The organism is Streptomyces sp. NPDC006711 (assembly GCF_042869775.1).
Lineage (GTDB): Bacteria > Actinomycetota > Actinomycetes > Streptomycetales > Streptomycetaceae > Streptomyces.
In genome coordinates this window covers 612,258-635,890 of record NZ_JBIAGO010000001.1, presented here as the reverse complement: position 1 = coordinate 635,890, position 23,633 = coordinate 612,258, and the positions used below count along the sequence as shown (strand labels likewise).

General features: G+C 71.3%; 22 protein-coding genes and 1 tRNA gene. 12 read left to right on the top strand and 11 right to left on the bottom strand.

The window, feature by feature from the left end:
- Position 1: 1 nt before the first annotated feature.
- From ACFYM2_RS02770 to ACFYM2_RS02760, 3 genes are all read right to left on the bottom strand, one after another.
- On the bottom strand, positions 2-1,483 hold the full coding sequence (locus ACFYM2_RS02770; protein WP_388457523.1) for a Stp1/IreP family PP2C-type Ser/Thr phosphatase: 1,482 nt from the start codon (positions 1,481-1,483) through the stop codon (positions 2-4).
- A gap of 129 nt (positions 1,484-1,612) precedes the next feature.
- Positions 1,613-2,146: an FHA domain-containing protein gene (locus tag ACFYM2_RS02765; protein WP_350231420.1), complete on the bottom strand. Its 534-nt coding sequence runs from the start codon at positions 2,144-2,146 to the stop codon at positions 1,613-1,615.
- A 10-nt stretch (positions 2,147-2,156) separates the two neighbouring features.
- Positions 2,157-3,023, bottom strand: coding sequence for a DUF3662 and FHA domain-containing protein (locus ACFYM2_RS02760; protein ID WP_359002636.1), 867 nt, complete (start codon positions 3,021-3,023; stop codon positions 2,157-2,159).
- A 386-nt stretch (positions 3,024-3,409) separates the two neighbouring features.
- On the opposite strand from ACFYM2_RS02760, the gene ACFYM2_RS02755 reads away from it, so the two are divergent.
- The 4 genes from ACFYM2_RS02755 (at position 3,410) to ACFYM2_RS02740 (ending at position 6,846) form a co-directional block, all read left to right on the top strand.
- Positions 3,410-3,492 (top strand) — tRNA-Leu (locus ACFYM2_RS02755).
- Between the two features lie 472 nt (positions 3,493-3,964).
- Positions 3,965-5,437: a DUF2252 domain-containing protein gene (locus tag ACFYM2_RS02750; protein ID WP_388832770.1), complete on the top strand. Its 1,473-nt coding sequence runs from the start codon at positions 3,965-3,967 to the stop codon at positions 5,435-5,437.
- 93 nt (positions 5,438-5,530) lie between these two features.
- Positions 5,531-6,457, top strand: a complete 927-nt coding sequence (locus tag ACFYM2_RS02745; RefSeq protein WP_388832767.1) for a J domain-containing protein — start codon at positions 5,531-5,533, stop codon at positions 6,455-6,457.
- Positions 6,458-6,501: 44 nt separating this feature from the next.
- A complete protein-coding gene (locus ACFYM2_RS02740) occupies positions 6,502-6,846 on the top strand; it encodes a rhodanese-like domain-containing protein (RefSeq protein ID WP_359006540.1) in 345 nt (114 codons plus the stop codon).
- A gap of 108 nt (positions 6,847-6,954) precedes the next feature.
- Here ACFYM2_RS02740 and ACFYM2_RS02735 read toward each other — a convergent pair whose 3' ends face one another.
- The 6 genes from ACFYM2_RS02735 to paaA all read right to left on the bottom strand — a co-directional run bounded on the left by ACFYM2_RS02735 (position 6,955) and on the right by paaA (position 11,960).
- Positions 6,955-8,097, bottom strand: coding sequence for an acyl-CoA dehydrogenase family protein (locus ACFYM2_RS02735; protein WP_388833096.1), 1,143 nt, complete (start codon positions 8,095-8,097; stop codon positions 6,955-6,957).
- Positions 8,098-8,288: 191 nt separating this feature from the next.
- Complete coding sequence (locus ACFYM2_RS02730) at positions 8,289-9,341, bottom strand: 2Fe-2S iron-sulfur cluster-binding protein (RefSeq protein ID WP_388832764.1); 1,053 nt, start codon at positions 9,339-9,341, stop codon at positions 8,289-8,291.
- Positions 9,342-9,875, bottom strand: coding sequence for a 1,2-phenylacetyl-CoA epoxidase subunit PaaD (gene paaD / locus ACFYM2_RS02725; protein WP_388832761.1), 534 nt, complete (start codon positions 9,873-9,875; stop codon positions 9,342-9,344).
- A complete protein-coding gene (gene paaC, locus ACFYM2_RS02720; protein WP_359006528.1) occupies positions 9,869-10,588 on the bottom strand; it encodes a 1,2-phenylacetyl-CoA epoxidase subunit PaaC in 720 nt (239 codons plus the stop codon). Before paaC ends, paaD begins: the two co-directional genes overlap by 7 nt.
- The gene (gene paaB, locus ACFYM2_RS02715; RefSeq protein ID WP_120722474.1) at positions 10,585-10,872 is read right to left on the bottom strand and encodes a 1,2-phenylacetyl-CoA epoxidase subunit PaaB; all 288 of its coding nucleotides are present in this window, start codon (positions 10,870-10,872) and stop codon (positions 10,585-10,587) included. Before paaB ends, paaC begins: the two co-directional genes overlap by 4 nt.
- Positions 10,869-11,960 carry a 1,2-phenylacetyl-CoA epoxidase subunit PaaA gene (paaA, locus tag ACFYM2_RS02710; protein WP_388832758.1) on the bottom strand — a complete coding sequence of 364 codons (1,092 nt, stop codon included), beginning with the start codon at positions 11,958-11,960 and terminating at the stop codon, positions 10,869-10,871. Before paaA ends, paaB begins: the two co-directional genes overlap by 4 nt.
- Positions 11,961-12,518: 558 nt before the next feature.
- Between paaA and ACFYM2_RS02705 the strand changes: the two genes are divergently transcribed.
- Genes ACFYM2_RS02705 through ACFYM2_RS02695 form a run of 3 tightly spaced genes read left to right on the top strand, consistent with a single transcriptional unit; the run spans position 12,519 to position 15,237 of the window.
- Positions 12,519-13,142, top strand: coding sequence for a DUF5819 family protein (locus tag ACFYM2_RS02705; protein ID WP_388457510.1), 624 nt, complete (start codon positions 12,519-12,521; stop codon positions 13,140-13,142).
- Entirely contained in the window at positions 13,139-14,548 is a 1,410-nt protein-coding gene (locus ACFYM2_RS02700) for an HTTM domain-containing protein (protein WP_388832755.1), read from the top strand. Before ACFYM2_RS02705 ends, ACFYM2_RS02700 begins: the two co-directional genes overlap by 4 nt.
- Positions 14,545-15,237 carry a TrmH family RNA methyltransferase gene (locus ACFYM2_RS02695; RefSeq protein ID WP_388457508.1) on the top strand — a complete coding sequence of 231 codons (693 nt, stop codon included), beginning with the start codon at positions 14,545-14,547 and terminating at the stop codon, positions 15,235-15,237. Before ACFYM2_RS02700 ends, ACFYM2_RS02695 begins: the two co-directional genes overlap by 4 nt.
- Before the next feature lie 36 nt (positions 15,238-15,273).
- On the opposite strand, the gene paaN is transcribed toward ACFYM2_RS02695, so the two are convergent.
- Positions 15,274-16,938: a phenylacetic acid degradation protein PaaN gene (paaN, locus tag ACFYM2_RS02690; RefSeq protein WP_388832753.1), complete on the bottom strand. Its 1,665-nt coding sequence runs from the start codon at positions 16,936-16,938 to the stop codon at positions 15,274-15,276.
- A gap of 199 nt (positions 16,939-17,137) precedes the next feature.
- On the opposite strand from paaN, the gene ACFYM2_RS02685 reads away from it, so the two are divergent.
- Positions 17,138-18,682: a 3-hydroxyacyl-CoA dehydrogenase gene (locus ACFYM2_RS02685; RefSeq protein WP_359006515.1), complete on the top strand. Its 1,545-nt coding sequence runs from the start codon at positions 17,138-17,140 to the stop codon at positions 18,680-18,682.
- Positions 18,679-19,272: a TetR/AcrR family transcriptional regulator gene (locus ACFYM2_RS02680; RefSeq protein WP_359006512.1), complete on the top strand. Its 594-nt coding sequence runs from the start codon at positions 18,679-18,681 to the stop codon at positions 19,270-19,272. The genes ACFYM2_RS02685 and ACFYM2_RS02680 overlap by 4 nt, the downstream gene beginning before the upstream one ends.
- Before the next feature lie 86 nt (positions 19,273-19,358).
- On the opposite strand, the gene ACFYM2_RS02675 is transcribed toward ACFYM2_RS02680, so the two are convergent.
- The gene (locus ACFYM2_RS02675; protein ID WP_350231405.1) at positions 19,359-19,847 is read right to left on the bottom strand and encodes an Lrp/AsnC family transcriptional regulator; all 489 of its coding nucleotides are present in this window, start codon (positions 19,845-19,847) and stop codon (positions 19,359-19,361) included.
- A gap of 183 nt (positions 19,848-20,030) precedes the next feature.
- Here ACFYM2_RS02675 and pdhA point away from each other — a divergent pair, with 183 nt between their 5' ends.
- Genes pdhA through ACFYM2_RS02660 form a run of 3 tightly spaced genes read left to right on the top strand, consistent with a single transcriptional unit; the run spans position 20,031 to position 23,580 of the window.
- Positions 20,031-21,155 carry a pyruvate dehydrogenase (acetyl-transferring) E1 component subunit alpha gene (gene pdhA, locus ACFYM2_RS02670; protein WP_388832750.1) on the top strand — a complete coding sequence of 375 codons (1,125 nt, stop codon included), beginning with the start codon at positions 20,031-20,033 and terminating at the stop codon, positions 21,153-21,155.
- A complete protein-coding gene (locus ACFYM2_RS02665) occupies positions 21,155-22,180 on the top strand; it encodes an alpha-ketoacid dehydrogenase subunit beta (RefSeq protein ID WP_350231403.1) in 1,026 nt (341 codons plus the stop codon). Before pdhA ends, ACFYM2_RS02665 begins: the two co-directional genes overlap by 1 nt.
- Entirely contained in the window at positions 22,180-23,580 is a 1,401-nt protein-coding gene (locus ACFYM2_RS02660; protein WP_388832747.1) for a dihydrolipoamide acetyltransferase family protein, read from the top strand. Before ACFYM2_RS02665 ends, ACFYM2_RS02660 begins: the two co-directional genes overlap by 1 nt.
- Positions 23,581-23,633 lie beyond the last annotated feature (53 nt).

The window sequence follows — 23,633 nt, the reverse complement described above, 5'->3', positions numbered from 1 at the left end:
CCTACTGCTTACCGCACTGCGAGACCAGCTTCTGCTCGTCCTCCGAGAGGCTGGGGCCGGGTGTGGGAGATGCGGTGGTGGTGGTCTTGTCGGACGGGGCGCCGGTGGCACCGGTGCCGGGCTTGGAGGTGTTGTTGCCCTCGGCCGCCCGGCGCTCCTCCTCCTTCTTGCAGGCGGACGCCTGCGTCGCGAACTCCTTGATCTTGGTCTGCGCCTTGTCGAGGCTGCTCGCGGCGATGGTCGAGTCGATCTGGTTCTGCTGGTACTGCGGGAGGTACTTGAGTTCGATCTCGGGGTGATCGGTCTCCACCTTGGACAGCTTCACCCACGCCAGGTCCTGGCTGATGCCCCGGTACAGCGCCACATGCGGGGCGCCGTCGCTGTTGGTGCCGATGAAGTACTGCGTCTGCGTCCAGCGGTAGCCGCCGTACAGACCGCCGCCGACGACCGCGAGGGCCAGCACGATGTAGAGGGATCTGCGGATCCAGGGCCCCTTGCCGCGCCGCCGGCTCGGCTTGACGAAGTCCTCGTCGGTGTACGCGCCGAACGCGCCCTCGGGCGGACTTGCGTACCCACTGTCCTCGCCGCTGCCGGGCGGGCCGAAGCCGCCCTGGGGCGTCGGCGCGGGGCGGCCGAGCCCGGAGGCGCGGCCCGCGGGGGTCTGCATGGCCCCGCCGTCGTTCAGTTGCAGCTGGTTCTCGGCGACCGCGCCGACGATGACCGGCGTGTCATTGAGCTGAGCCGCCAGGGTGTCACCGGAGTCGACGTCGAGCACATCGGCGATGATCACCGTGATGTTGTCGGGCCCGCCGCCGCGCAGCGCGAGCTGGATCAGTTCCTGAACGGTCTCCTGCGGGCCCTGGTAGCTGGCCAGGGTCTCCTCCATCGTCTGATGGGAGACCACGCCCGACAGGCCGTCGGAACAGATCAAGTACCGGTCGCCGGAACGCACTTCACGGATCGACAGGTCGGGCTCGACGTGATCGCCGCTGCCCAGGGCGCGCATCAGGAGCGAGCGCTGCGGGTGGGTGGTGGCCTCTTCCTCGGTGATGCGGCCCTCGTCCACCAGGCGCTGCACCCAGGTGTGGTCCTGGGTGATCTGGGTGAGGACGCCGTCGCGCAGCAGGTAGGCGCGCGAGTCACCGACGTGCACCAGGCCCAGGCGCTGCCCCGTCCACAGCAGGGCGGTGAGCGTGGTGCCCATGCCCTCCAGCTGGGGGTCCTCCTCGACCATCATGCGCAGCTGGTCGTTGGCCCGCTGCACGGCGGTGCCGAGCGACGTGAGGATGTCGGAGCCGGGAACGTCGTCGTCGAGCGTGACCAGCGTGGAGATCACCTCGGAGGAGGCGACCTCACCGGCGGCCTGGCCGCCCATGCCGTCGGCAATCGCCAAGAGACGAGGCCCGGCGTAACCGGAGTCCTCGTTCCCCTCGCGGATCATGCCTTTGTGCGATCCGGCCGCAAAACGCAGGGACAGACTCATGCGCACCTCGCCTGTCGGCTCGGGGTACGGCCGGTCATGTCGAGCCACACTGCCCACCCTCCGGTCGGAAACCCGCCCCGGTCCCTGGGGACCGCCGCGGCTCGCTCGCTCCGCTCGCTCATTGTCGTACTACTTCCGCAGCTCGATGACGGTCTTGCCGATGCGGATCGGCGCGCCCAGCGGAATCGGGGTCGGGGTGGTGAGCCGAGACCGGTCCAGATAGGTGCCGTTGGTGGATCCCAGATCCTCGACGATCCAGTTGCCGTCCCGGTCCGGGTAGATCCTGGCATGGCGGCTCGACGCGTAGTCGTCATCCAGGACGATCGTCGAGTCGTGGGCCCGGCCCAGCGTGATGGTCTGGCCCTGAAGGGCGACCGTCGTGCCGGTGAGGGTGCCCTCGGAGACGACCAGCTTGGTGGGGGCGCCACGGCGCTGCCGCCCCCCGCCGCTCTGCTGCTGGCCGCGCTGCGGCGGCGGCGTGGCGGCAGCGGCCTGCCGGCCGGTCCCCTGCTGCCGGTTGGCGTCATTGCCCCGGCGCGAACCGCGCTGGGTGACACGTGTGCCGAACAGATCACTGCGAATGACCTGAACGGCCACGATGACGAACAGCCACAGTACGGCGAGGAAACCCAACCGCATGACCGTGAGGGTCAGCTCTGACATTGCCCCCGCTTCACCCTTCGGCTTGCCGGTAAACGATGGTGGTGCTGCCCACGACGATCCGCGAGCCGTCGCGGAGCGTAGCGCGGGTGGTGTGCTGCCCGTCCACCACGATGCCGTTGGTGGACCCGAGATCCTGGATCGTCGGGGGCGTTCCGGTCCGGATCTCACAGTGCCGGCGCGAAACGCCGGGATCGTCGATCCTCACGTCCGCATCGGTGCTGCGGCCAAGGACCAGGGTCGAGCGCGAGATCTGGTGGCGGGTGCCATTGATCTCGATCCAGCGTCGCACCTGGGCGTGCCCGCCCGGCGTCGGACCCGCGGCCGCCGGACGGCGGTCGGCGGGCGAACCGGCGGGGCGGCCCGGGGGCGGCGCCGCCGGCATGGGCGGCGCGGGGACGGCGGCCGGCGGATAGCCGTAACCGCCCCGGCCGCCCTGAGGGGCTGCGGGTGCGGGCCGCTGCGGGCCGCCGGGGCCGGGACCCTGGCCGCCCTGCTGATCGGTGCTGGACGCAAGGGTGCGACTGCGCACCCGGTAGAGACCGGTGTCCAGATCCTCGGCCTTCTCCAGGTGCACCTTGATCGGACCCATGAAGCTGTAACGCTGCTGCTTCGCGTAGTCACGCACCAGGCCGGCCAGCTCGTCGCCGAGCTGGCCCGAGTACGGACTGAGCCGCTCGAAGTCAGGGGCGCTGAGCTCGACGATGAAGTCGTTGGGGACGACCGTGCGGTCCCGGTTCCAGATCGACGCGTTGTTGTCGCACTCGCGCTGGAGCGCGCCGGCGATCTCGACGGGCTGGACCTCGGACTTGAAGACCTTCGCGAAGGTGCCGTTGACCAGGCCTTCGAGCCGCTGCTCGAAACGCTTCAGGACTCCCATGGGGCACCTCCTCCGTCGTTGCCGTCCTGGTGATGCTGGCGGCTCAGCTGTGGGCCGCGCTCTTGGTGCTGCTGGTACTGCTTACTGATCGTATCCACGCGTCGGGAAATCGGCTGGTTCCCCTTCTGTGCCCTGTGGACGAGTGTCACCTCTCACACGCACCTCTCGTACGGATCGTAGAGGTGGCTTCCCGACAGTGTCCCGCACCCGGGGTGCACTGAGGAGGAGCGGGTAACGATGCCGGGGGTTGCCTCTCTCTGGTCTGCTCCTCCCCTCCAGAGTCGCCGCAAACAACGGATGTGAATCCACCCTGTCCAGCGTGCTAATCTTCTCGACGTCGCCAGGCAATCGCACCGAAAAGTGAGAGAGCCCAGCACACCACTCTTGCGCGAGTGGCGGAACGGCAGACGCGCTGGCTTCAGGTGCCAGTGTCCTTCGGGACGTGGGGGTTCAAATCCCCCCTCGCGCACTGCGGGACACCGATGGTTGGTGTCCGGTGGAAACTACGGAAAAGGTCGGCATCGTGATCACGGTGTCGGCCTTTTCTGCGTTTCGGTGCGCTGGTCCGGGTTCTGCTCCCCCCGGTCTGTTCCTCCGCTCCTCCGCGTTCCATGATTTTTGGCGCGATTCACCGTGACCTTCGCGATGTGTGATGTTCCTCCGTTTCGTGCCGACGGGGGTGGAGCATGCGGGGTCGCCCTTCTGCGGCTGTCCTGCGGCTCTCCTGCGGCCTCTGCGGTCCTCGCAGCCCCGCTCAGAGAGTTATCCACAAGAGTTGTCCACAGGGCAGGACGGCCTTTCGCCACCGCCTGTACCGTCAGGGGCAGTTGAGCTCTTGCGGACGTCCGGGAGACCCGGCGACGGACTGCTCGGCGCTTACGACGGCGTCGTACGAGACAGTCGTACGAGTCGGTCGTACGAGACGGGGGAGGTGGCACGCCATGGGCGAGATCGACACGGTGGTCCCGGAGCAGCGCACCGGGGCGGAAGGTGGGCGGGGCCGGATTCCGGCCATCCCCGGGTTCGCGCCGGGGCCCCACGCCGCCGACGCGCGAACACGGGGCACCAAGACGACGGGCTCCTCGCCCAAGGCAGAAGGAAAGGAGCTGCGGGACCGCGTGCCGCGCGGCGCGCACGACTCGCTGCTGCTGGCCGCCGACCGGCCCGACGCCGTGGCGGCGGTGGAGGAGTCCAACGCCGGCCGGGTACCGGAGCTCACACCGATACGAGTGGGACGCATGGCCGCAGGCCCCTTCGCGTTCCTGCGCGGCTCCGCCGCCCTCATGGCACACGACCTGGCCGGCACCCCCGTCACAGGTGTCGGCGCCCAGATCTGCGGGGACGCCCACGCCGCCAACTTCGGCCTGTACGGCGACGCGCGCGGCAGCCTCGTCATCGATCTGAACGACTTCGACGAAACGGTGACGGGCCCCTGGGAATGGGATGTGAAGCGGCTCGCCGCCTCCCTGGTCCTCGCGGGCAGAGAGGCAGGCGCCGACGAACACACCTGCCGCGCGGCCGCCTTCGACGCGGTCGGCGCCTACCGCCGCACCATGCGGCTGCTCGCCAGACTCCCGGCCCTCGACGCCTGGAACGCGATAGCCGACGAACAACTCGTCTCCCACGCCGACGCCCACGACCTGCTCGGCACCCTCGAGCGCGTTTCGGAGAAGGCCCGCAACAACACCAGCGCGCGCTTCGCCGGCAAGGCGACCGGACGGGACAAGGACGGCAACCGCCACTTCGTCGACGCGCTGCCCGTCCTGCGCCGGGCCGCCGACGCCGAAGCCGCCGAGGTCGCCGCCTCGCTCGAGCAGTATCTGCACACCCTGCCCGAAGACCTGCTGCCGCTGCTCGCCCGGTACGCCGTGCACGACGTGGCCTTCCGCGTCGTCGGCACCGGAAGCGTCGGAACACGGTCGTATGTGGTGCTGCTCCTCGACCACCGGGGCGAACCGCTCGTGCTCCAGATCAAGGAGGCCAGGCCTTCGGTCCTGCTGCCGCATCTGCCGAAGGGGTTCCAGGCGCCCGACCCCGGGCACGAGGGGCGGCGCGTCGTGCTCGGTCAGAAGCGGATGCAGGTGGTCAGCGACATCCTGCTCGGCTGGACGACGATATCCGAACGGCCCTACCAGGTAAGGCAGTTCAGAAACCGAAAGGGCAGCGTCGATCCGGCCGCGCTCGCCCCCGGCGAACTCGACGACTACGGACGCATGACGGGAGCCCTGCTGGCCCGGTCCCACGCGCACAGTGCCGACCCCTGGCTGATAGCCGGGTACTGCGGAAAGAACGAGGAATTCGACAACGCCGTGGCCGCTTTCGCGGTGACCTACGCCGACCGGACGGAGGCCGACCACGCGACCCTGGCCGCAGCGGTGCGCTCGGGCCGGATCGCGGCGGAACTGGGGGTTTGAGGGGGAGGCGGGGAGGGAGGGGGTGGGGGGGAGGGGGTGGGGGGGAGGGGGGAGGCCCCCCCCCCCCGCGTTCGGCGCCCGTACGCTGGACTGGTGACGGACGAAGCTGCCGGCGGTACGACTGCCCGGAACGAGAACACGCGGACCACGCCGGCCGGCGTGGGGGGTGAGCCAAGTACGACGACGCTGGACGGTTCGGCCGGGGCGGGCGCGGGGCCCGAGGATCCCCACGGCCACGCGGAGGCCGAGCGGCCCGAGGCCCGGCTGGAGCGGGCGGTGCGGGCGGCCGAGCAGGCGTTGATCGAGTTCGAGATCGCGGTGGAGACCTTCCGGGTCGAGGTGGAGAACTTCTCCCGGCTGCACCACCAGAAGCTCGGTCCGATGTACGCCCGCCTCGATGAGCTGGACGCGCAGATCGCCGAGGCGAGGGCGGTGCGCAGCGGCGACCCCGAGGACCTGCGCAAGGCGCGGGAGGCGCGTGCGGCGGTCATGCCCATGCCCGGGGTCGAAGAACTCTTCCACGACTGGATGGACTCCGACGGTCTCTCCCCCGAGGCCGCTTCGATGCTCACCGACCAGCCGGTGCGCCCGCCCAAGCGGGTCCGCCCCAGCGAGGAGGTGCGCAGGCTGTACCGCGAACTGGCCCGCAAGGCGCACCCGGACCTGGCGCAGGACGACACGGAGCGGGCGCGGCGCGACGAGTTCATCGCCCGGGTCAACGCCGCGTATGGGCGTGGTGACGAGGCGCTGTTGCGGGAGCTGGCCGAGGAGTGGGCGGCGGGCCCGGTGCCGGCCGAGGTGCGGCCCAGCGAGAGCGAGGAGCTGTACGCGCGTCTGGAGTGGCTGAGCCGGCGCAAGGAGCTGCTCGCGCTGCTCGCCCGGGAACTGGAGGACAGCGCCATCGGTTCGATGCTGCGCATGGCCCCGGACGACCCGGACCGGCTCCTCGAGGAGATCGCGGAGCAGTTGCTGGCCGAGGTGGCCGGTCGTGAGGACGAGCTCGCGAAGCTCGTGCAGTAGCGTTTCCAGGACCTGCCGGGTTCGTACGAGAGAAGGCATGACCCATGAATTTCGCCCCGCTGCCCTCGGTGGATGTCGCCGGTGTGCCGGCCGACGCGCTGGTCCTCGATGTCCGTGAGGCCGACGAGTGGGCGGCGGGCCACGCCGAGGGTGCGCTGCACGTGCCGATGAGCGACTTCGTGGCTCGCTTCGGTGAGGTGACGGAGGCCGTCGCGGACGGGCGCCGGGCGTATGTGATGTGCCGGGTAGGCGGACGGTCGGCGCAGGTCACCCAGTACTTGCTCCAGCAGGGGATCGACGCGGTCAACGTCGACGGCGGCATGCAGGTGTGGGAGGCCTCGGGGCGCACGGTCATCGACGACAAGGGTGCGCCGGGCACGGTGATCTGACCCTCGGGCCGGCCATGCCCCTGTCCCGAGCGCCTTGAGCGGTCCCTGCCGGCCTTACGCGGTCTGCGTGCGCTTTACCTGGTCTGCTCACCCGGTCCGCGTGAGCTTTTACGCGGTCTGTGTGAGGGGGTGGGTGGCGAGGAGGTCGCCGAGGGCTTCCTCGTGGGCGGCGGCCGGGCCGAGCGAGAGCTCCAGCTGTTTGGCCCAGGCGTGGTAGCGGTGCAGTGCGTAGTCGGTGTCGGCGCCGAACCCGCCGTGGAGGTGCTGGGCGGTCTGCACGACGCGGCGTACGCCGTCGCAGGCCCAGATCTTGGCCACCGCGACATCGCCGGCGGCCGGCAGGGGGCCCGGGGCGCCGGTGGCGATGCGCCAGGCGGCCTGCCAGAGGGTGGCTTCCATGGCGCGCAGGTCGATGTAGCGGTCGGCCGCTTGGACGGCGACGGCCTGGAATGTCGCGATCGGGTGCCCGAACTGCTCGCGCTTTCCGGCGTATTGACTGGTCATGGCCAGCACGGCCTCGCCGAGGCCCAGTGCGAGCGCGCAGGTTCCGGTGGTGAGCAGGTCGCGCAGCCATTCCCAGGCGCCGTCCGCCTCCACGACTGTGGACGCGGGGAGGCGTACGGCTGCGAGATGGACTTCGGCGAGGCGTTCTCCGCTGGTGGACACCTGCTCGGCGAGGGTGATGCCCGGGTGGTCGCGGGGGACGATGGCGATGAGCGCGCGTCCGTCGGCGGTGTGTGCCGGCACGGCCGTCCGGTCGCAGGTCTGGGCCCAGGGGACGCTGGTCTGGGTACCGTCCAGGACCCAGTGATCACCGTCCTGGCGTGCGGTGACGGCGAGTTCGGCGCCGTCGTGACCGGTGCGGCCGTGGGCGGCGACGGTGACGGTGATCTCGCCCCGGCCGATGCCGGGCAGAAGTTCCCGCCTCAACTGCTCGTCGCCGTAGCGCTGTACGGTCATGGCGACCGCGCTGGTTTCAAGGAGCGGCAGCCGGGCCAGGACCCGAGCCGATTCACGCAGCACCAGACACAGCGCGATCGCATCGAGGCCCGCCCCGCCGTACTGGGCGTCGAGGATCAGACTCAGCAGATCCGATGCGGCGGCCCTGGCCCAGAGCGGGCGGTCGAAGTCGTCGGCGACGGCGCCCGCGGTGAGGGCGGGGCTGGGCACCCCGTCGGGGGCGACGCCGGAGAAAACGGCCTTGGCCGCCTCGACGGCTGCCTGCTGCTCCTCGGTGAAGGTGAAGTCCACAGCCTTGTCCTCCCGCACGCGCCGGTTCTGTCCCTGCGGCGGAGTCGCCGCGCCGTGAAGCGCTGGACAGCCACAGGGATCTGACGGAGCGTCAACATAGAACAGGTTCTACGGGAAGTGAATGGGCACACCGCAAGTGCGGCCGGTGGCCTCCGGCGCGCCCCCCCCGCGCGCGCCGGAGTACCGGGGTCTCACCGGTCGAAGTCGAGCTCCACTTCCGCCGTGGTGGGGTGCGACTGGCAGGCCAGCACATATCCCGCCTCGGTCTCCTCCGGCTCCAGCGCGAAGTTGCGCTCCATCCGCACCTCGCCCTTGACCAGGAAGGCCCGGCACGTCCCGCACACTCCGCCCTTGCAGGCGTACGGCGCGTCGGCGCGGGCGGCCAGCAGCGTTTCCAGCAGGGTGTCGCCTTCGTGTACCTGCCAGTTGCCCGAGCGCCCGTCCAGCGTGGCGGTGAGGGTGGCGTGCGCGGGGGTGGCCGCCGCGGCTTCCGGTGCCGGCGCCGCGTCGACGTGGAAGATCTCCTGGTGGATGCGGTCACGGTCGACGCCGAGTCCGCGCAGCGCTCGTTCGGCGCCCTGGATCAGGCCGAAGGGTCCGCACAGGAACCATCCGTCGATGTCGGCCACCGGGAGCAGCGCGGGCAGCAGGGCGCTCAGCCGTTCGTGGTCGAGCCGGCCCGAGGGAAGGCCGGACTGCTGTTCTTCCCGGGACAGCACGGTGACCAGTTGGAACCGCTCGGGATAGCGGTCCTTCAGGTCGGCCGTCTCGTCGAGGAACATCGTCGACGCGACGCTGCGGTCGCTGCGTATGAGGCAGAACCGCGCTTCGGGCTCGCGGGCCAGCAGCGTGGCCGCGATCGACAGGACCGGGGTGATGCCGCTGCCGCCGACGACCGCCGCGAAGTGCCCGTGGCGTGGCGCCAGGACGAAGCGGCCCATCGGCTCCATCACGTCGACCGTGTCGCCCACAGCCAGCTCCTTGCAGGCGTACGTGGAGAACGCGCCGCCGTCCACGACGCGGATGCCGACGCGCAGGACGGGCTCGTCCGGCGCTTCGACGGCTGGGGCGCAGATCGAGTACGTCCGGCGGATCTCCTCGCCGCCCACGCTGCGGCGCAGGGTCAGATGCTGGCCGGCAAGGTGCCGGTAGGCCTCGCGGAGCTCGGGCGGGACGGCGAAGGTGACGGCCACCGCGTCGTCCGTGAGCTGCTCGACCTCGCTGACCCGGAGCGGATGGAACATCTACAACTCCTTGAAGTGGTCAAAGGGTTCACGGCACGACACGCAGCGGCGCAGCGCCTTGCACGCGGTGGAGGAGAAGCGGCTGAGCAGTTCGGTGTCGGTGGATCCGCAGTGCGGGCAGCGCACCGACAAGGTGAGAGCGACGGGCCCGTCGGCCGTGTGGGGGCGCGGGGGCGCTATGCCGAACTCGGCGAGCTTGCGGCGCCCTTCGGCGCTTATGTCGTCGGTCGACCAGGCCGGGGACAGCACGCGCACGACCGAGACCTCCGGGACGCCGTGGTCGTGCAGCACGCGCTCGATGTCCGTGGTCATGGTCTCGACGGCGGGGCAGCCCGTGTAGGTGGGGGTGAGCTCGACCCGTACCCTGCCCGGAGCTTCGACGCGCAGCCCGCGCAGTACGCCGAGCTCGTCCAGGGTCAGGACCGGCAGTTCGGGGTCGGGCACGGAGCCGGCGAGGCGCCGCAGCTCGGTCTCCAGGGCGGTGGGGTGGGCGTCGGTGCCGGTGCCGGTATCGGTGCCGGTGTTGGTCACCATGACGCCCCCGGGTGGCTGCGGTGCAGGTGCTGCATTTCGGCGAGCATCCGTCCGAAGGGCTCGGTGTGCAGTCCCTGGCGGCCCGCGCCCGCCGCCCAGGCGCCCGTGCGAGGCCCTTCGGGGACGGCCAGTGTGGCCCGGCCGAGGACCGAGGTCACCGACGCCGTCCAGCGCTCTTCGAGCGAGGCGGGATCGATGTCGAGGCCGGGCACCGGCTGGAACATCTCGCCGGTGAAGCGCCACAGTGCCGCGCAGGCGCGCTGGATGCGCCGGTGGCTCTCCTCGGTGCCGTCGCCGAGGCGCAGCGTCCACTGCTCGGCGTGGTCGCGGTGGTATTCGACCTCCTTGACCGCCTTGGCGGCGAGGGCGCTGAACTCGCCGTCCCCGGTGGCCAGTTCGCCGTACAAGAGGTGCTGGTAGGTGGAGAAGTACAGCTGGCGGGCGATGGTGTGGGCGAAGTCGCCGTTGGGCTGCTCGACGAGCTGGAGGTTGCGGAAGGCCCGCTCCTCGCGGAGGTAGGCCAGCTCGTCCTCGTCGCCGGCCTGGGACAGCAGGACCCGGGCCTGGCCGAGCAGGTCGAGGGCGATGTTGGCCAGGGCGACCTCCTCTTCGAGGACGGGGGCGTGGCCGGCCCACTCCCCGAGGCGGTGCGACAGCACCAGGGCGTCGTCGCCGAGAGCCAGGGCGGCGTCCGCCGAGACGATGGCCGTCACAGGTGCTTCACCCCTTCGGGGATCTCGTAGAACGTCGGGTGGCGGTAGGGCTTGTCGGCGGCCGGGTCGAAGAACGAGTCCTTCTCGTCGGGCGAGGACGCGCTGATCGCGCTGGACGGCACGACCCAGATCGAGATGCCCTCCGACCTGCGGGTGTAGAGGTCACGGGCGTTGCGCAGGGCCATCTCGGCGTCCGGCGCGTGCAGGCTTCCCGCATGGGTGTGGGACAGCCCGCGGCGCGAGCGCACGAACACCTCCCACAGCGGCCAGTCATGCGTGCTCATGCCGTTGCCTCTCCGTTCGCGTGCTGCCCGTTCGGGTGCTGTCCGTTCGTGCCCTGCGAGGCGATGTCCCGCTGGGCTGCGTCCTGCGGGATCGTGTCCCGCGCGTCCACGTGAGCGCTTGCCAGCCGCGCCTGTTGCTTGGTGGCGTAGGCGGCGGCCGCCTCGCGCACCCAGGCGCCTTCCTCATGGGCGCGACGGCGCTGGGTGAGCCGCTGCTCGTTGCAGGGGCCGTCGCCCTTCAGGACCGCCCAGAACTCCGTCCAGTCGATGGCGCCGAAGTCGTGGTGGCCGCGCTCCTCGTTCCACCGCAGGTCGGGGTCGGGCAGGCTGAGCCCCAGGCCCTCGGCCTGGCCGACCGCTATGTCCACGAAGCGCTGACGCAGCTCGTCGTTGGAGTGCCGCTTGATCTTCCAGGTCATCGACTGCGCGGAGTGCGCCGACTCGTCGTCGGGCGGGCCGAACATCATCAGCGAGGGCCACCACCAGCGGTTCACCGCGTCCTGCGCCATGGCGTGCTGCTCGGGTGTCCCCTTCGACAGGGCGAGCAGCAGCTCGTATCCCTGCCGCTGGTGGAAGGACTCCTCCTTGCAGATGCGGACCATCGCTCGGGCGTAGGGACCGTAGGAACAGCGGCACAGGGGGACCTGGTTGGTGATCGCCGCGCCATCCACCAGCCATCCGATCGCGCCGACGTCCGCCCAGGTCAACGTGGGGTAGTTGAAGATCGAGGAGTACTTCTGGCGGCCCGAGTGCAGCTTGTCGAGCAGTTCGTCGCGGCCCGTGCCGAGCGTTTCGGCGGCGCTGTACAGATACAGCCCGTGGCCCGCCTCGTCCTGGACCTTGGCCATCAGGATCGCCTTGCGGCGCAGGGAGGGGGCGCGGGTGATCCAGTTCGCCTCGGGCTGCATGCCGATGATCTCGGAATGGGCATGCTGCGCCATCTGGCGGACCAGCGAGGAGCGGTACTCCTCGGGCATCCAGTCGCGCGGTTCGATCCGCTCGTCGGCGGCGACCGCCGCGTCGAACGCCGCAAGGTGCGACTCAACCGTCTCTGCGGCTGCCGTGGCTGTCGCGGTCACTCCGGTCATTCCGGCCCCCTGCCGAGCTGCTGTGCGGCGGTCTACCAACCGACCGATCGTTCGGTTCAATGACTTCAATGGTGAGTCGACGGCCCGTAGGGTGTCAACCCTGTGGATAACTCAGTGGGTGCCGATCGGGGCGGGATGGATTCGTACAGGGACGGGACCAGAGCCGGGGCCACGGCCGACGGAGCGGGATCCGAGCAGGTCAGGGCCGCCGGAAACGAAGCCGGCGACTCGGTGACGAGCGATCGCGGAGCGCCCGTTGAGCCCGGTCCCGCTGCGGAATCGACACCCGCTTCCCACGCGGACGGCGGCGCCGTTCCCCGTCCCGGAGCCGTCCCGGACTCCCGGAACGGACATTCCGCCACCCGCTCGCCTCACGGCGCTGCCCCCTCCGACGCCGGCGCAGCGGCCACCCCACCCGCCATCCCTGAGGGCGACGCCGACGCCGACGCCAACCCGCGAGCCGTCACCGGTGCGGATGCGGGCGCCGGGCAGGAGCGGGTTTCCACCGCGGCGCCCGACCCGCAGGGGATCGCCGGGCTCCCCGTACGGTTCCAGGTGGTGGCAGCCATCGGGCTCGCCGTCATCGGTGTGGTCGCCTGCGTCCAGATCGGCATGGTCTTTCTGCACGTCGCGCCGTCCAACACGATCAGCAAGCAGTACGGCAAGGCGGTGGACGACTGGATCTACCCCGAGTTCGAGCAGAACTGGAAGCTCTTCGCGCCCAATCCGCTCCAGCAGAACATCGACATCCAGGCGCGCGCCGAGCTCAAGATGCCGGACGGCTCCACCAGGACCACCGACTGGATCGACTTCTCCGCCCAGGACGGCGCGGGCATCCGCCACAACCCGCTGCCCAGCCACACCCAGCAGAACGAAGTGCGCCGGGGCTGGGACTTCTTCGTGGGGTCCCACACCGACGACAACAAGCCGAACGGCCTGCGCGGCGAGCTCTCGGAGCAGTACATGCGGCGCATCGTGATGCTCCGGCTCGGCGCGCGCCGCGACGGCGGAACGGTCGAACGGATCCAGGTCAGGTCCATGACCACATCTGTCAAGGGCCCCCCGTGGAGCGACGAGAAGACCGACACCCGGCCGTCCTACCGGGTGGTGCCGTGGTGGACGGTGACCCCGGCCGACCTGCCCGAGGGCGCCGGTGACGCAGGCACGGAGGCGAAGCGGTGAGCACGTACGACCCCGACGGCCGGACGGCCCGCCCGGCGGCCGCCCCCCACCCCGGGGGCGGAACGTCACCGGCGCCGTCCCCGTCACCGGCGGGCGCGGAAGCGGACGCGGCGGGCACCCCCACCCCGACCTGGCACGCCACCCCGGCCCCGCACGCCACCCCGGCCCCGCACGTCACCCTACGGCCGCGCCCCACCCCGCCCGCACCAGGCGCCCCTGGTGTCCCGCACGGCGGCGAGACCTGGGCGGCGCGGGCACTGCGGGTGGCTTCGGCGGCCGCTCTCGGTCCGTACCAGAGCGCCGTCGTCCGGATCGGCTTCTCCGCCACCTGGCTGTTCTTCCTGCTGCGCGAACTGCCCAACCGGCACGAGCTGTACGGCCCCGACGGCCCGTGGAGCATGGCGCTCGGCAACCGCCTGGTGTCCGGCAACCACGCCTTCACCGCGCTGCTGTGGTCCAACAGCACGGCCTGGTTCGAGATCGTGTACGCGCTGGCCATCGTCTCCAGCGCGCTCCTCATGCTGGGCTGGCGCACCCGCACCATGTCGGTCGTCTTCATGATCGGCGTGCTCTCCCTGCAGAATCGCTCCGTCTTCGTGGGGGACGGCGGTGACAACGTCATCCACCTGATGGCGATCTATCTCGTCTTCACGCGCTGTGGGCAGGTCTGGTCGCTGGACGCGCGCCGGGCCGCCCGCGGCCCGGGCCGCGACCGGGTCGGCCCGGCGCTGTGGGCGGTGTGCGGACTCGCGCTGCTGGCCGGCGCCTGGCGTACGTCCGGGTCCGGTGTCTTCGGCGGGGGCGAGTGGTGGCTGTGGGGCGTGTTCTGGGGCATGTGGGCCCTACAGGGGCTGTGGTGGGCTGCGCGCCGGTTCGGTGACGCCGACTCCCGGGCACTGCTCGACGTGCTCGCCAACCTCATGCACAACGCGGCCATGGTCGTGATCATGGCGGAGGTCTGTCTGGTCTACGCGACCGCCGGCTGGTACAAGATCCAAGGCAGCCGTTGGCAGGACGGGACCGCGCTGTACTACCCGCTCAAGCTGGACTACTTCGCGCCGTGGCCCGAACTCTCCTCCCTGCTGGGCACGAGCGGGGTGATCGTGATGCTGCTCACCTATGGAACGGTCATGGTGCAGGTGGCGTTCCCGTTCACGCTGTTCAATCGGCGGGTCAAGAACGTGCTCCTGGTGGCGATGATGCTGGAGCACGCGGGCATCGCCGTCCTGCTCGGTCTGCCGTTCTTCTCACTCGCGATGATCGCGGCGGACGCCGTGTTCCTGCCGACGCCGTTCCTGCGGGCGGTGGGCGCGCTGGCTGGCCGCCTCGGGCCCGGCGCACGCCGTCTGGGGGAGCGCGGACAGCGGACGGAGGAGGCCGAGCGGCCACGTACGCTCGTGGGGTGAGCAGCACCGAACGGCCGGCCCCGGCCAAGGACGACACCGCCCCGGCCGGCGACCCCATCCAGTACGACGAGGGCTTCGGCCCGGCCGAGGTCGGGGTGGGCCCGCATCCACGGCCCTGGCCCGAGGGCGAGCGCTACGACCCGGAGCTGCTGGCGCACGGCGACCGGCGCAATGTCGTCGACGCCTACCGGTACTGGACGCGGGAGGCGATCGTCGCCGACCTCGACACGCGGCGCCACGACTTCCATGTGGCCGTGGAGAACTGGGGCCACGACTTCAACATCGGCTCCGTGGTGCGCACCGCCAACGCGTTCCTCGCCAAGGAGATCCACATCGTGGGGCGGCGGCGCTGGAACCGGCGCGGCGCCATGGTCACCGACCGCTACCAGCACGTACGCCACCACCCGGACACCGAGTCGCTGACGGCGTGGGCGCGGGCGGAGGGCGTGCCGATCATCGGCATCGACAACCTGCCGGGCGCGGTGCCGTTGGAGCGGACCGAGCTGCCGCGCCGGTGTGTGCTGCTGTTCGGCCAGGAGGGCCCCGGGCTGACCGAACAGGCGCGTGAGCACGCCCATATGGTGTGCTCCATCGCCCAGTTCGGCTCGACGCGCTCCATCAACGCGGGCGCCGCCGCGGCCATCGCGATGCACGCGTGGGTGCAGAGGCACGCCGTCGTCCCCGGCTGACGTCCCCCAGCGCCCTCGCGCCCGTGCGCCGCGGCATCAGGCCTGCCTGCGGACCTCCACGACGCGGAACCGGTTGGCCACGAACGCCCCGTCGCACAGGGCCGCGTTGGCAGCCGGGTTGCCGCCCGAGCCGTGGAAGTCGGAGAAGGCGGCCGTCTGGTTGACGTACACCCCGCCCGTCAGGTTGAGCGACAGCTGGGCCGACTCGTCCAGGCAGACGTCCTCCACCGCGCGCTCGACATCGGGCGAGGTCGTGTACGCGCCGACCGTCATGGCGCCCTTGTCGCGGATCGTGCGGCGCAGCAGCTCGACCGCGTCGGCCGTGGAGTCGACCGCGACGGCGAAGGAGACCGGTCCGAAGCACTCCGACAGGTAGACGGCTTCGGCATCCGGCTTCGCCCCGTCGAGCTTGACGATCACCGGGGTGCGCACCACCGCGTCCGGGAACTCGGGGTTGGCCACCTCCCGTGAGGGCAGGGCGACTTCGCCGAGGCCGGACGCTGCTTCCAGGCGGGCCTTCACGTCCGGGTTGACCAGGGCGCCGAGCAGGGCGTTGGCCCGTGCGTCGTCACCGAGGAGGCCGCCGACAGCGGCCGCGAGGTCAGCGACCACCTCGTCGAAGGACTTCGTCCCCGCGTCCGTGGTGATGCCGTCGCGCGGGATGAGCAGGTTCTGCGGGGTGGTGCACATCTGGCCGCTGTACAGGGACAGCGAGAAGGACAGGTTGGCGAGCATGCCCTTGTAGTTGTCGGTGGAGTCGATGACGACCGTGTTGACGCCGGCCTTCTCCGTGTAGACCTGCGCCTGGCGGGCGTTCGTCTCCAGCCAGTCACCGAAGGACGAGGAGCCCGTGTAGTCGATGATCTTGATTTCGGGGCGCACCGCGAGGGTCTTGGCGATGCCTTCGCCGGGCCGCTCGGCCGCCAGCGCCACCAGGTTCGCGTCGAAGCCCGCCTCGGCAAGGACCTCGCGCGCCACCTTCACCGTCATGGCGAGCGGCAGGACGGCGCGCGGGTGCGGCTTGACCAGCACCGGGTTGCCGGTGGCCAGGGAGGCGAACAGGCCCGGGTAGCCGTTCCACGTGGGGAAGGTGTTGCAGCCGATCAGGAGGGCGACGCCGCGCCCGGCCGGCGTGAACGTCTTGGTGAGCTCCAGGGGGTCGCGCTTGCCCTGGGGCTTGGACCAGGCGGCGCTGCCCGAGGGGGTGCGCGTCTGCTCCTGGTAGGCGTACGCGACGGCTTCCAGGCCCCGGTCCTGGGCGTGCGGCCCGCCCGCCTGGAAGGCCATCATGAAGGCCTGGCCGCTGGTGTGCATGACCGCGTGCGCGAACTCGTGGGTGCGCGCGCCGATGCGGGCCAGGATCTCGACGCACACCAGGGCCCGTGTCTCGGGCCCGGCGGCCCGCCAGTCGGCCATGCCGGCCCGCATCGCGGGCAGCAGCACGTCGAGGTCGGCGTGCGGGTACTGGATGCCCAACTCGATGCCGTAGGGCGAGACTTCGCTGCCCGTCCAGTCGTCGGTGCCCGGCTGGTCGAGGTCGAAGCGGCCGTTCAGAAGCGCGTCGAAGGCCGCCTTGCCGTCTTCGGCGCCCGTCTCCCCGTAGGCCTTGGGGTGCTCCGGGTGCGGCGACCAGTACGCACGCGTGCGGATCGCTTCCAGGGCCCCGTCCAGGGTGGGCCTGTGCTTCTCGGTCAGCTGCATGGCGTGCAACTCCTCGTCGAGTCTTCGAGCTGGGCAGGGAGAGCCGGACACCGTTAGAGTAACCGAACGATCGGTCGGGACAAGAGGGCCCGGGGAAACCTGTGGACAACTGCCGGCCACGCCCGCCGGGGCCCCGCCCAAGACCCCCGGTAGGGGGCCCGCCGGGCCCGTGGGCACGCCGTAGGGGAGGATCGCGTTCATGACCGAAACCGCCAGCGCCCGAGCGATCGCGCCGAGCCGTACCGTTGCCGTCGTGGGCGCCGGGACCATGGGGCAGGGCATCGCCCAGGTGGCCCTCCTCGCCGGACACCGCGTGCGGCTTTACGACGCCGTCGCGGGCCGCGCGCGCGAGGCTGCCGACGCCCTCGCCGCACGTCTGGAGCGGCTGGTCGAAAAGGGCCGTCTCGACGGCGCGGCGCGCGACGCCGCGCTGGGCCGCCTGCACCCCGCCGACGGCCTTGCCGAGCTCGCCGACGCGGCGCTCGTCGTCGAGGCCGTCCTGGAACAACTGCCGGTCAAGCAGGAGCTGTTCACCGCGCTCGAGGCGGTCGTGGCCGAGGACTGCCTGCTCGCCACCAACACCTCGTCGCTGTCGGTGACCGCGATCGCCGGGGCGCTCGGACACCCCGGCCGCTTCGTCGGCCTGCACTTCTTCAACCCGGCGCCGCTGCTCCCGCTGGTCGAGGTCGTCAGCGGCTTCGCCACCGACGAGGCGGCCGCGGCCACGGCGTACGAGACGGTGAAGGCCTGGGGCAAGACGCCGGTGCGCTGCGCCGACACCCCCGGGTTCATCGTCAACCGCATCGCCCGCCCCTTCTACGCCGAAGCCTTCGCCGTCTTCGAGGAGCGCGGCGCGGACGCGGCGACCATCGACGCGGTGCTGCGCGAGTGCGGCGGGTTCCGGATGGGCCCCTTCGAGCTGACCGACCTCATCGGGCAGGACGTCAACGAGGCGGTGACGCGTTCGGTGTGGGAGGCCTTCTTCCAGAGCCCCAAGTTCACCCCCTCCCTGGCCCAGCGCCGCCTGGTCGAGTCCGGTCTCCACGGGCGCAAGAGCGGGCGCGGCTGGTACGCCTACGAAGCGCCCGGAGCTGCCACGAAGGAGGCGGTGCGCCCCGAGCCGCACACCGCCGGGCCCGCCGAGGCGCCCGCCGCCGTCACCGTCGTCGGTGACCTGGGTCCGGCCCGCGAGCTCGTCGCGATGATGACCGAGGCCGGCATCGAGGTCACGAGCGTCAACGAGGGCGGCCCTTACATCGAGCTTCCGGGGGATGGACAGCTCGTGCCGGCCGACGGCAAGACGTCCGTGGAGTTCGCGGACGTCGTCTACTTCGACCTCGCCCTCGACTACCGGGGTGCCACCCGTATCGCGCTCTCCGCGAGTGAGGACACCTCCGAGCGCGCCGTCACCGAGGCCGTCGGCCTGTTCCAGAGGCTCGGCAAGGAGGTCAGCGTCATCGGTGACGTACCGGGCATGATCGTCGCCCGTACCGTCGCGATGCTCATCGACTTCGCCGCCGACGCCGTCGCCAAGGGCGTCGCCACTGCCGAGGACATCGACACCGCGATGAGGCTCGGCGTCAACTACCCCCTGGGGCCCGTCGAATGGCACCGGCGTCTGGGCCAGGACTGGGCGTACGACCTGCTCTCGGCTCTCCACGAGCGCTGCCCCACGGGCCGTTACGCGCCCTCGCTCGCGCTCTACCGACAGGCGTACGCCGGCGTGGAGGAGACGGGCTCATGACGACCGCGAAGCGTGACACCTACACGCCCGAGACGCTGCTGACGGTGGCGGTGAGAGTCTTCAACGAGCGGGGCTACGACGGCACGTCGATGGAGCACCTGTCCAAGGCGGCCGGGATCTCCAAGTCGTCCATCTACCACCACGTCACCGGCAAGGAGGAACTGCTGCGCCGGGCCGTGAGCCGCGCCATAGACGGCCTCTTCGGCGTCCTGGACGAGCCGGGGGCCCAGCGCGGGCGCTCCATCGAGCGGGTCGAGTACGTCACCCGGCGTACGGTCGACGTGCTGACGGCGGAACTGCCCTACGTCACGCTGCTCCTGCGTGTCCGTGGCAACACCAGGACCGAACGCTGGGCGATGGAGCGCCGCAGGGAGTTCGACCAGCGCGTCGCCGATCTGCTCAAGGCTGCCGTCGCGGACGGTGATCTCCGCGCCGACCTGGACATCCGTCTTGCGACCCGGCTGCTCTTCGGCATGGTCAACTCCCTGGTGGAGTGGTACCGGCCGCAGCGTGAGGGTGAGGCGGACGGCGCCCAGGTGGCGGACACCGTGGTCAGGATGGCGTTCGACGGGCTGCGGAGCGGTCACTGAGGAGCGGTGCCGTTGACGGGCGCGCGGTGGCGGATCACCACCACCCGCGCTCATGGCCGCCTCGCGCGCGGGGCAGGTGGCCGGCCCTACGCGGGGTCCAGGTCCGTCTCCTCGAACACCAGCAGCGTGCGCGTCGAAAGAACCTCCGGAATGGACTGGATCCGGGTCAGGACGAGTTCGCGCAGGGCGCGGTTGTCGGGTGTGTGCACCAGGAGCAGGACGTCGAAGTCGCCGCTCACCAGGGCGATGTGGGCGGCGCCCGGCAGCTGCCCCAGCTGTTCGCGCACGGTGCGCCAGGAGTTCTGCACGATCTTGAGCGTGATGTACGCGGCGGCGCCCTGGCCCGCCCTCTCGTGGTCCACGCGCGCGGTGAAGCCCTGGATCACGCTGTCCTCGACGAGCCGGTTGATCCTGGCGTAGGCGTTGGCCCGCGAGACGTGTGCCCGCTCGGCGACGGAGCGTATCGAGGCCCGCCCGTCGGTCTGGAGGATGCGCAGGATGGCGTGGTCGATCTCGTCCAGCGGGCGCGCCGGCACCTGTCGTGCGTCGCCGGTGGCCATTTGTTCAGCTGCCATGTCCCCCCGCCTTCCTGTTGTGGACGAGGTGTTCCCATCTCAGGCTGTGGAGAACCGTTTGTCCACAGACTGAGGCAGCCTGTAGCCAAAATGCGTCCACGATCGAACAATCGATAGGTGAGGGGCGTCACAGTCGCGCCCCCGTCCTGGATGTCCCGCTCCCCGACAAGGAGGTGCATTGGCATGACGGTCCAAGAGCTCCCCGGTGCCGCCGCATATCGGCCGACCCCTCCACCCGCCTGGAGGCCGCGCACCGACCCCGCGCCGCTCCTGCCGGACCCCGAGCCCTTCCGGGTCCTGGGCACCGGCGCCGAGCTCGACCGCGCGCTGATGCTGAAGCTGTACGCGGAGCTGGTACGAGGCCGGCGCTACAACGCGCAGGCCACCGCCCTCACCAAGCAGGGCCGCCTCGCCGTGTACCCGTCCTCGACCGGCCAGGAGGCCTGCGAGGTGGCCGCGGCGCTCGCCCTGGAGGAGCGCGACTGGCTGTTCCCCAGCTACCGGGACACCCTCGCCGCCGTCGCCCGGGGCCTGGACCCGACGCAGGCCCTGACGCTGCTGCGCGGTGACTGGCACACCGGCTACGACCCGCGCGAGCACCGCATCGCGCCGCTGTGCACCCCCCTGGCCACCCAGCTCCCGCACGCGGTGGGCCTGGCCCACGCGGCCCGGCTCAAGGGGGACGACGTGGTGGCGCTCGCCCTGGTGGGCGACGGCGGCACCAGCGAGGGCGACTTCCACGAGGCGCTGAACTTCGCGGCGGTCTGGCAGGCCCCGGTGGTCTTCCTGGTCCAGAACAACGGCTTCGCGATCTCGGTGCCGCTCGCCAAACAGACGGCGGCGCCCTCGCTCGCCCACAAGGCCGTCGGCTACGGAATGCCGGGCCGCCTGGTGGACGGCAACGACGCGCCCGCGGTGCACCAGGTGCTCTCGGAGGCCATCGCCCGGGCCAGGCGCGGCGGCGGCCCCACGCTCATCGAGGCCGTCACCTACCGGATGGAAGCGCACACCAACGCCGACGACGCGACCCGCTACCGGGGCTCGGCCGAGGTCGACGCCTGGCGCGACCACGACCCGATCCGGCTCCTCGAGGACGAGCTGACCGCCCGGAGCATCCTCGACGAGGACGGCATCCGCGCCGCCGCCGAAGCCGCCGAGGCCATGGCCGCCACGCTGCGCGAGCGGATGAACGCCGAGCCGGTCCTTGACCCCATGCACCTGTTCACCGACGTATACGCCGAGCAGAACGGCCAACTGCGCGAGCAGGCGGCCCAGTTGCGCGCCGAGCTGGAAGCCGAGGCCCACTGATGGCCACCGCCACCGACCAGGTGACCGCCACCGCCAAGAAGCCCGCCACCATGGCTCAGGCGCTCCAGCGCGCGATGCGCGACGCCATGGCCGAGGACCCCACCGTGCACGTCCTCGGTGAGGACGTCGGCACCCTGGGCGGCGTCTTCCGGGTCACCGACGGCCTCGCCAAGGAGTTCGGCGAGGACCGCTGCACCGACACCCCGCTCGCCGAGGCCGGCATCCTCGGTGCGGCCGTCGGCATGGCCATGTACGGCCTCCGGCCGGTCGTCGAGATGCAGTTCGACGCGTTCGCCTACCCGGCGTTCGAGCAGCTGATCAGCCATGTCGCCAAGATGCGCAACCGCACCCGTGGCGCGATGACGATGCCGCTGGTGGTGCGCGTGCCCTACGGCGGCGGCATAGGGGGCGTGGAGCACCACAGCGACTCCAGCGAGGCCTACTACATGGCCACGCCCGGGCTCCAGGTCGTCACCCCCTCCACCGTGGAGGACGCCTACGGGCTGCTCAGGGCGGCCATCGCCTCCGACGACCCCGTCGTCTTCCTCGAGCCCAAGCGGCTGTACTGGTCGAAGTCCGACTGGTCCCCAGAGGACCCGGCGCCGGTCGAACCCATCGGCAAAGCGGTCGTGCGCCGCACCGGGTCCAGCGCCACACTCATCACCTACGGTCCGTCCGTGCCGGTGTGCCTGGAGGCGGCGGAGGCGGCCCGCGAGGAGGGCTGGGACCTCGAAGTCGTCGACATACGTTCGCTGGTGCCGTTCGACGACGAGACGGTCTGCGCATCGGTGCGCCGCACCGGCCGGGCCGTCGTCGTCCATGAGTCGTCCGGGTTCGGGGGCCCCGGCGGCGAGATCGCGGCCCGCGTCACCGAGCGCTGCTTCCACCACTTGGAGGCGCCCGTGCTGCGGGTCGCCGGATTCGACATTCCGTACCCGCCGCCGATGCTGGAGAAGCACCATCTGCCCGGCGTCGACCGGGTGCTCGACGCGGTGGCGCGTTTGCAGTGGGAGGCGGGGCACTGATGCCGAAGGTCCTGGAGTTCAAGCTGCCCGACCTCGGCGAGGGGCTGACCGAGGCGGAGATCGTGCGCTGGCTCGTCGCGGTGGGCGACGTGGTGGCCGTGGACCAGCCGGTGGTCGAGGTCGAGACGGCCAAGGCGATGGTCGAGGTGCCCTGTCCCTACGGAGGCGTGGTCACCGCGCGTTTCGGCGAGGAGGGCACGGAACTGCCGGTCGGCGCCCCGCTGTTGACTGTCGCGGTCGGAACCTCGGCGGACCAGGAAGTGGACCAGGAGGCGGCTGTGGACGCCGACTCAGCCGAGTCCTCGGAGTACTCGGGCAATGTCCTGGTCGGTTACGGGACGGGGGCGGCCGCCACGAGCCGTCGCGCCCGGGTCAGGCCCGCCACCTCGTTCGCGGCCCCCGCCGCCGCACCGGCGCGGACCGCCGGCACCGCGCGGGCCACGTCGGCGGCCCCGGCTTCGACCCCGGCGCCGGTGCAGGCCACGCCCGTGACAACCGCCCCCGCCAAGGCGCCCGGCCCCGTGCCGGTCATCTCGCCGCTCGTGCGCAGGCTCGCCCGCGAACACGGCCTGGATCTGCGGGAGATGCGGGGCTCAGGGCCCGACGGCCTGATCCTGCGCGCCGACGTGGAGTCCGCGATGAAGGCCCCGGCGCCCGGGACGGCCCCGGCCGCCGACCCGCAGGGCCCCGGGAGTACCGGCCGAGCCGCCGGAGAAGAGCGGATCGCGCTGCGCGGCATCCGGGGCGCGGTCGCCGACAAGCTCAGCCGCAGCCGTACGGAGATCCCCGACGCCACCTGCTGGGTCGACGCCGACGCGACCGAGCTCATGGCGGCCCGCGCCGCCATGAACGCGGCGGGCGGCCCCAAGGTCTCCGTGCTCGCGCTGCTCGCCCGGATCTGCACGGCTGCCCTCGCCCGGTTCCCCGAGCTCAACTCCAGGGTCGATCCGGCGGCCCGGGAAATCGTGCGGCTGCCCGAGGTGCACCTGGGCTTCGCCGCCCAGACCGAACGCGGCCTCGTGGTCCCCGTCGTCCGCGACGCCCACACCCGCGACGTCGAGTCGATCGGCGCCGAACTGGCCCGGCTCACCGAAGCGGCCCGCACGGGCACGCTCACCCCCGGCGAGCTGACCGGCGGCACCTTCACCCTCAACAACTACGGGGTGTTCGGCGTCGACGGCTCCACGCCGATCATCAACCACCCCGAAGCCGCGATGCTGGGCGTCGGCCGCATCATCCCCAAGCCCTGGGTGCACGAGGGTGAACTGGCCGTACGCCAAGTCGTGCAGCTCTCCCTCACCTTCGACCACCGGGTCTGCGACGGCGCCGCCGCGGGCGGCTTCCTGCGCTACGTCGCGGACTGCGTGGAACACCCGGTGGTGCTGCTGCGCACCCTGTAGGACACCCGGCGGGCCGGACGTGCACGGCAGCGGCGGTGAGCGTCCGGCGGCGG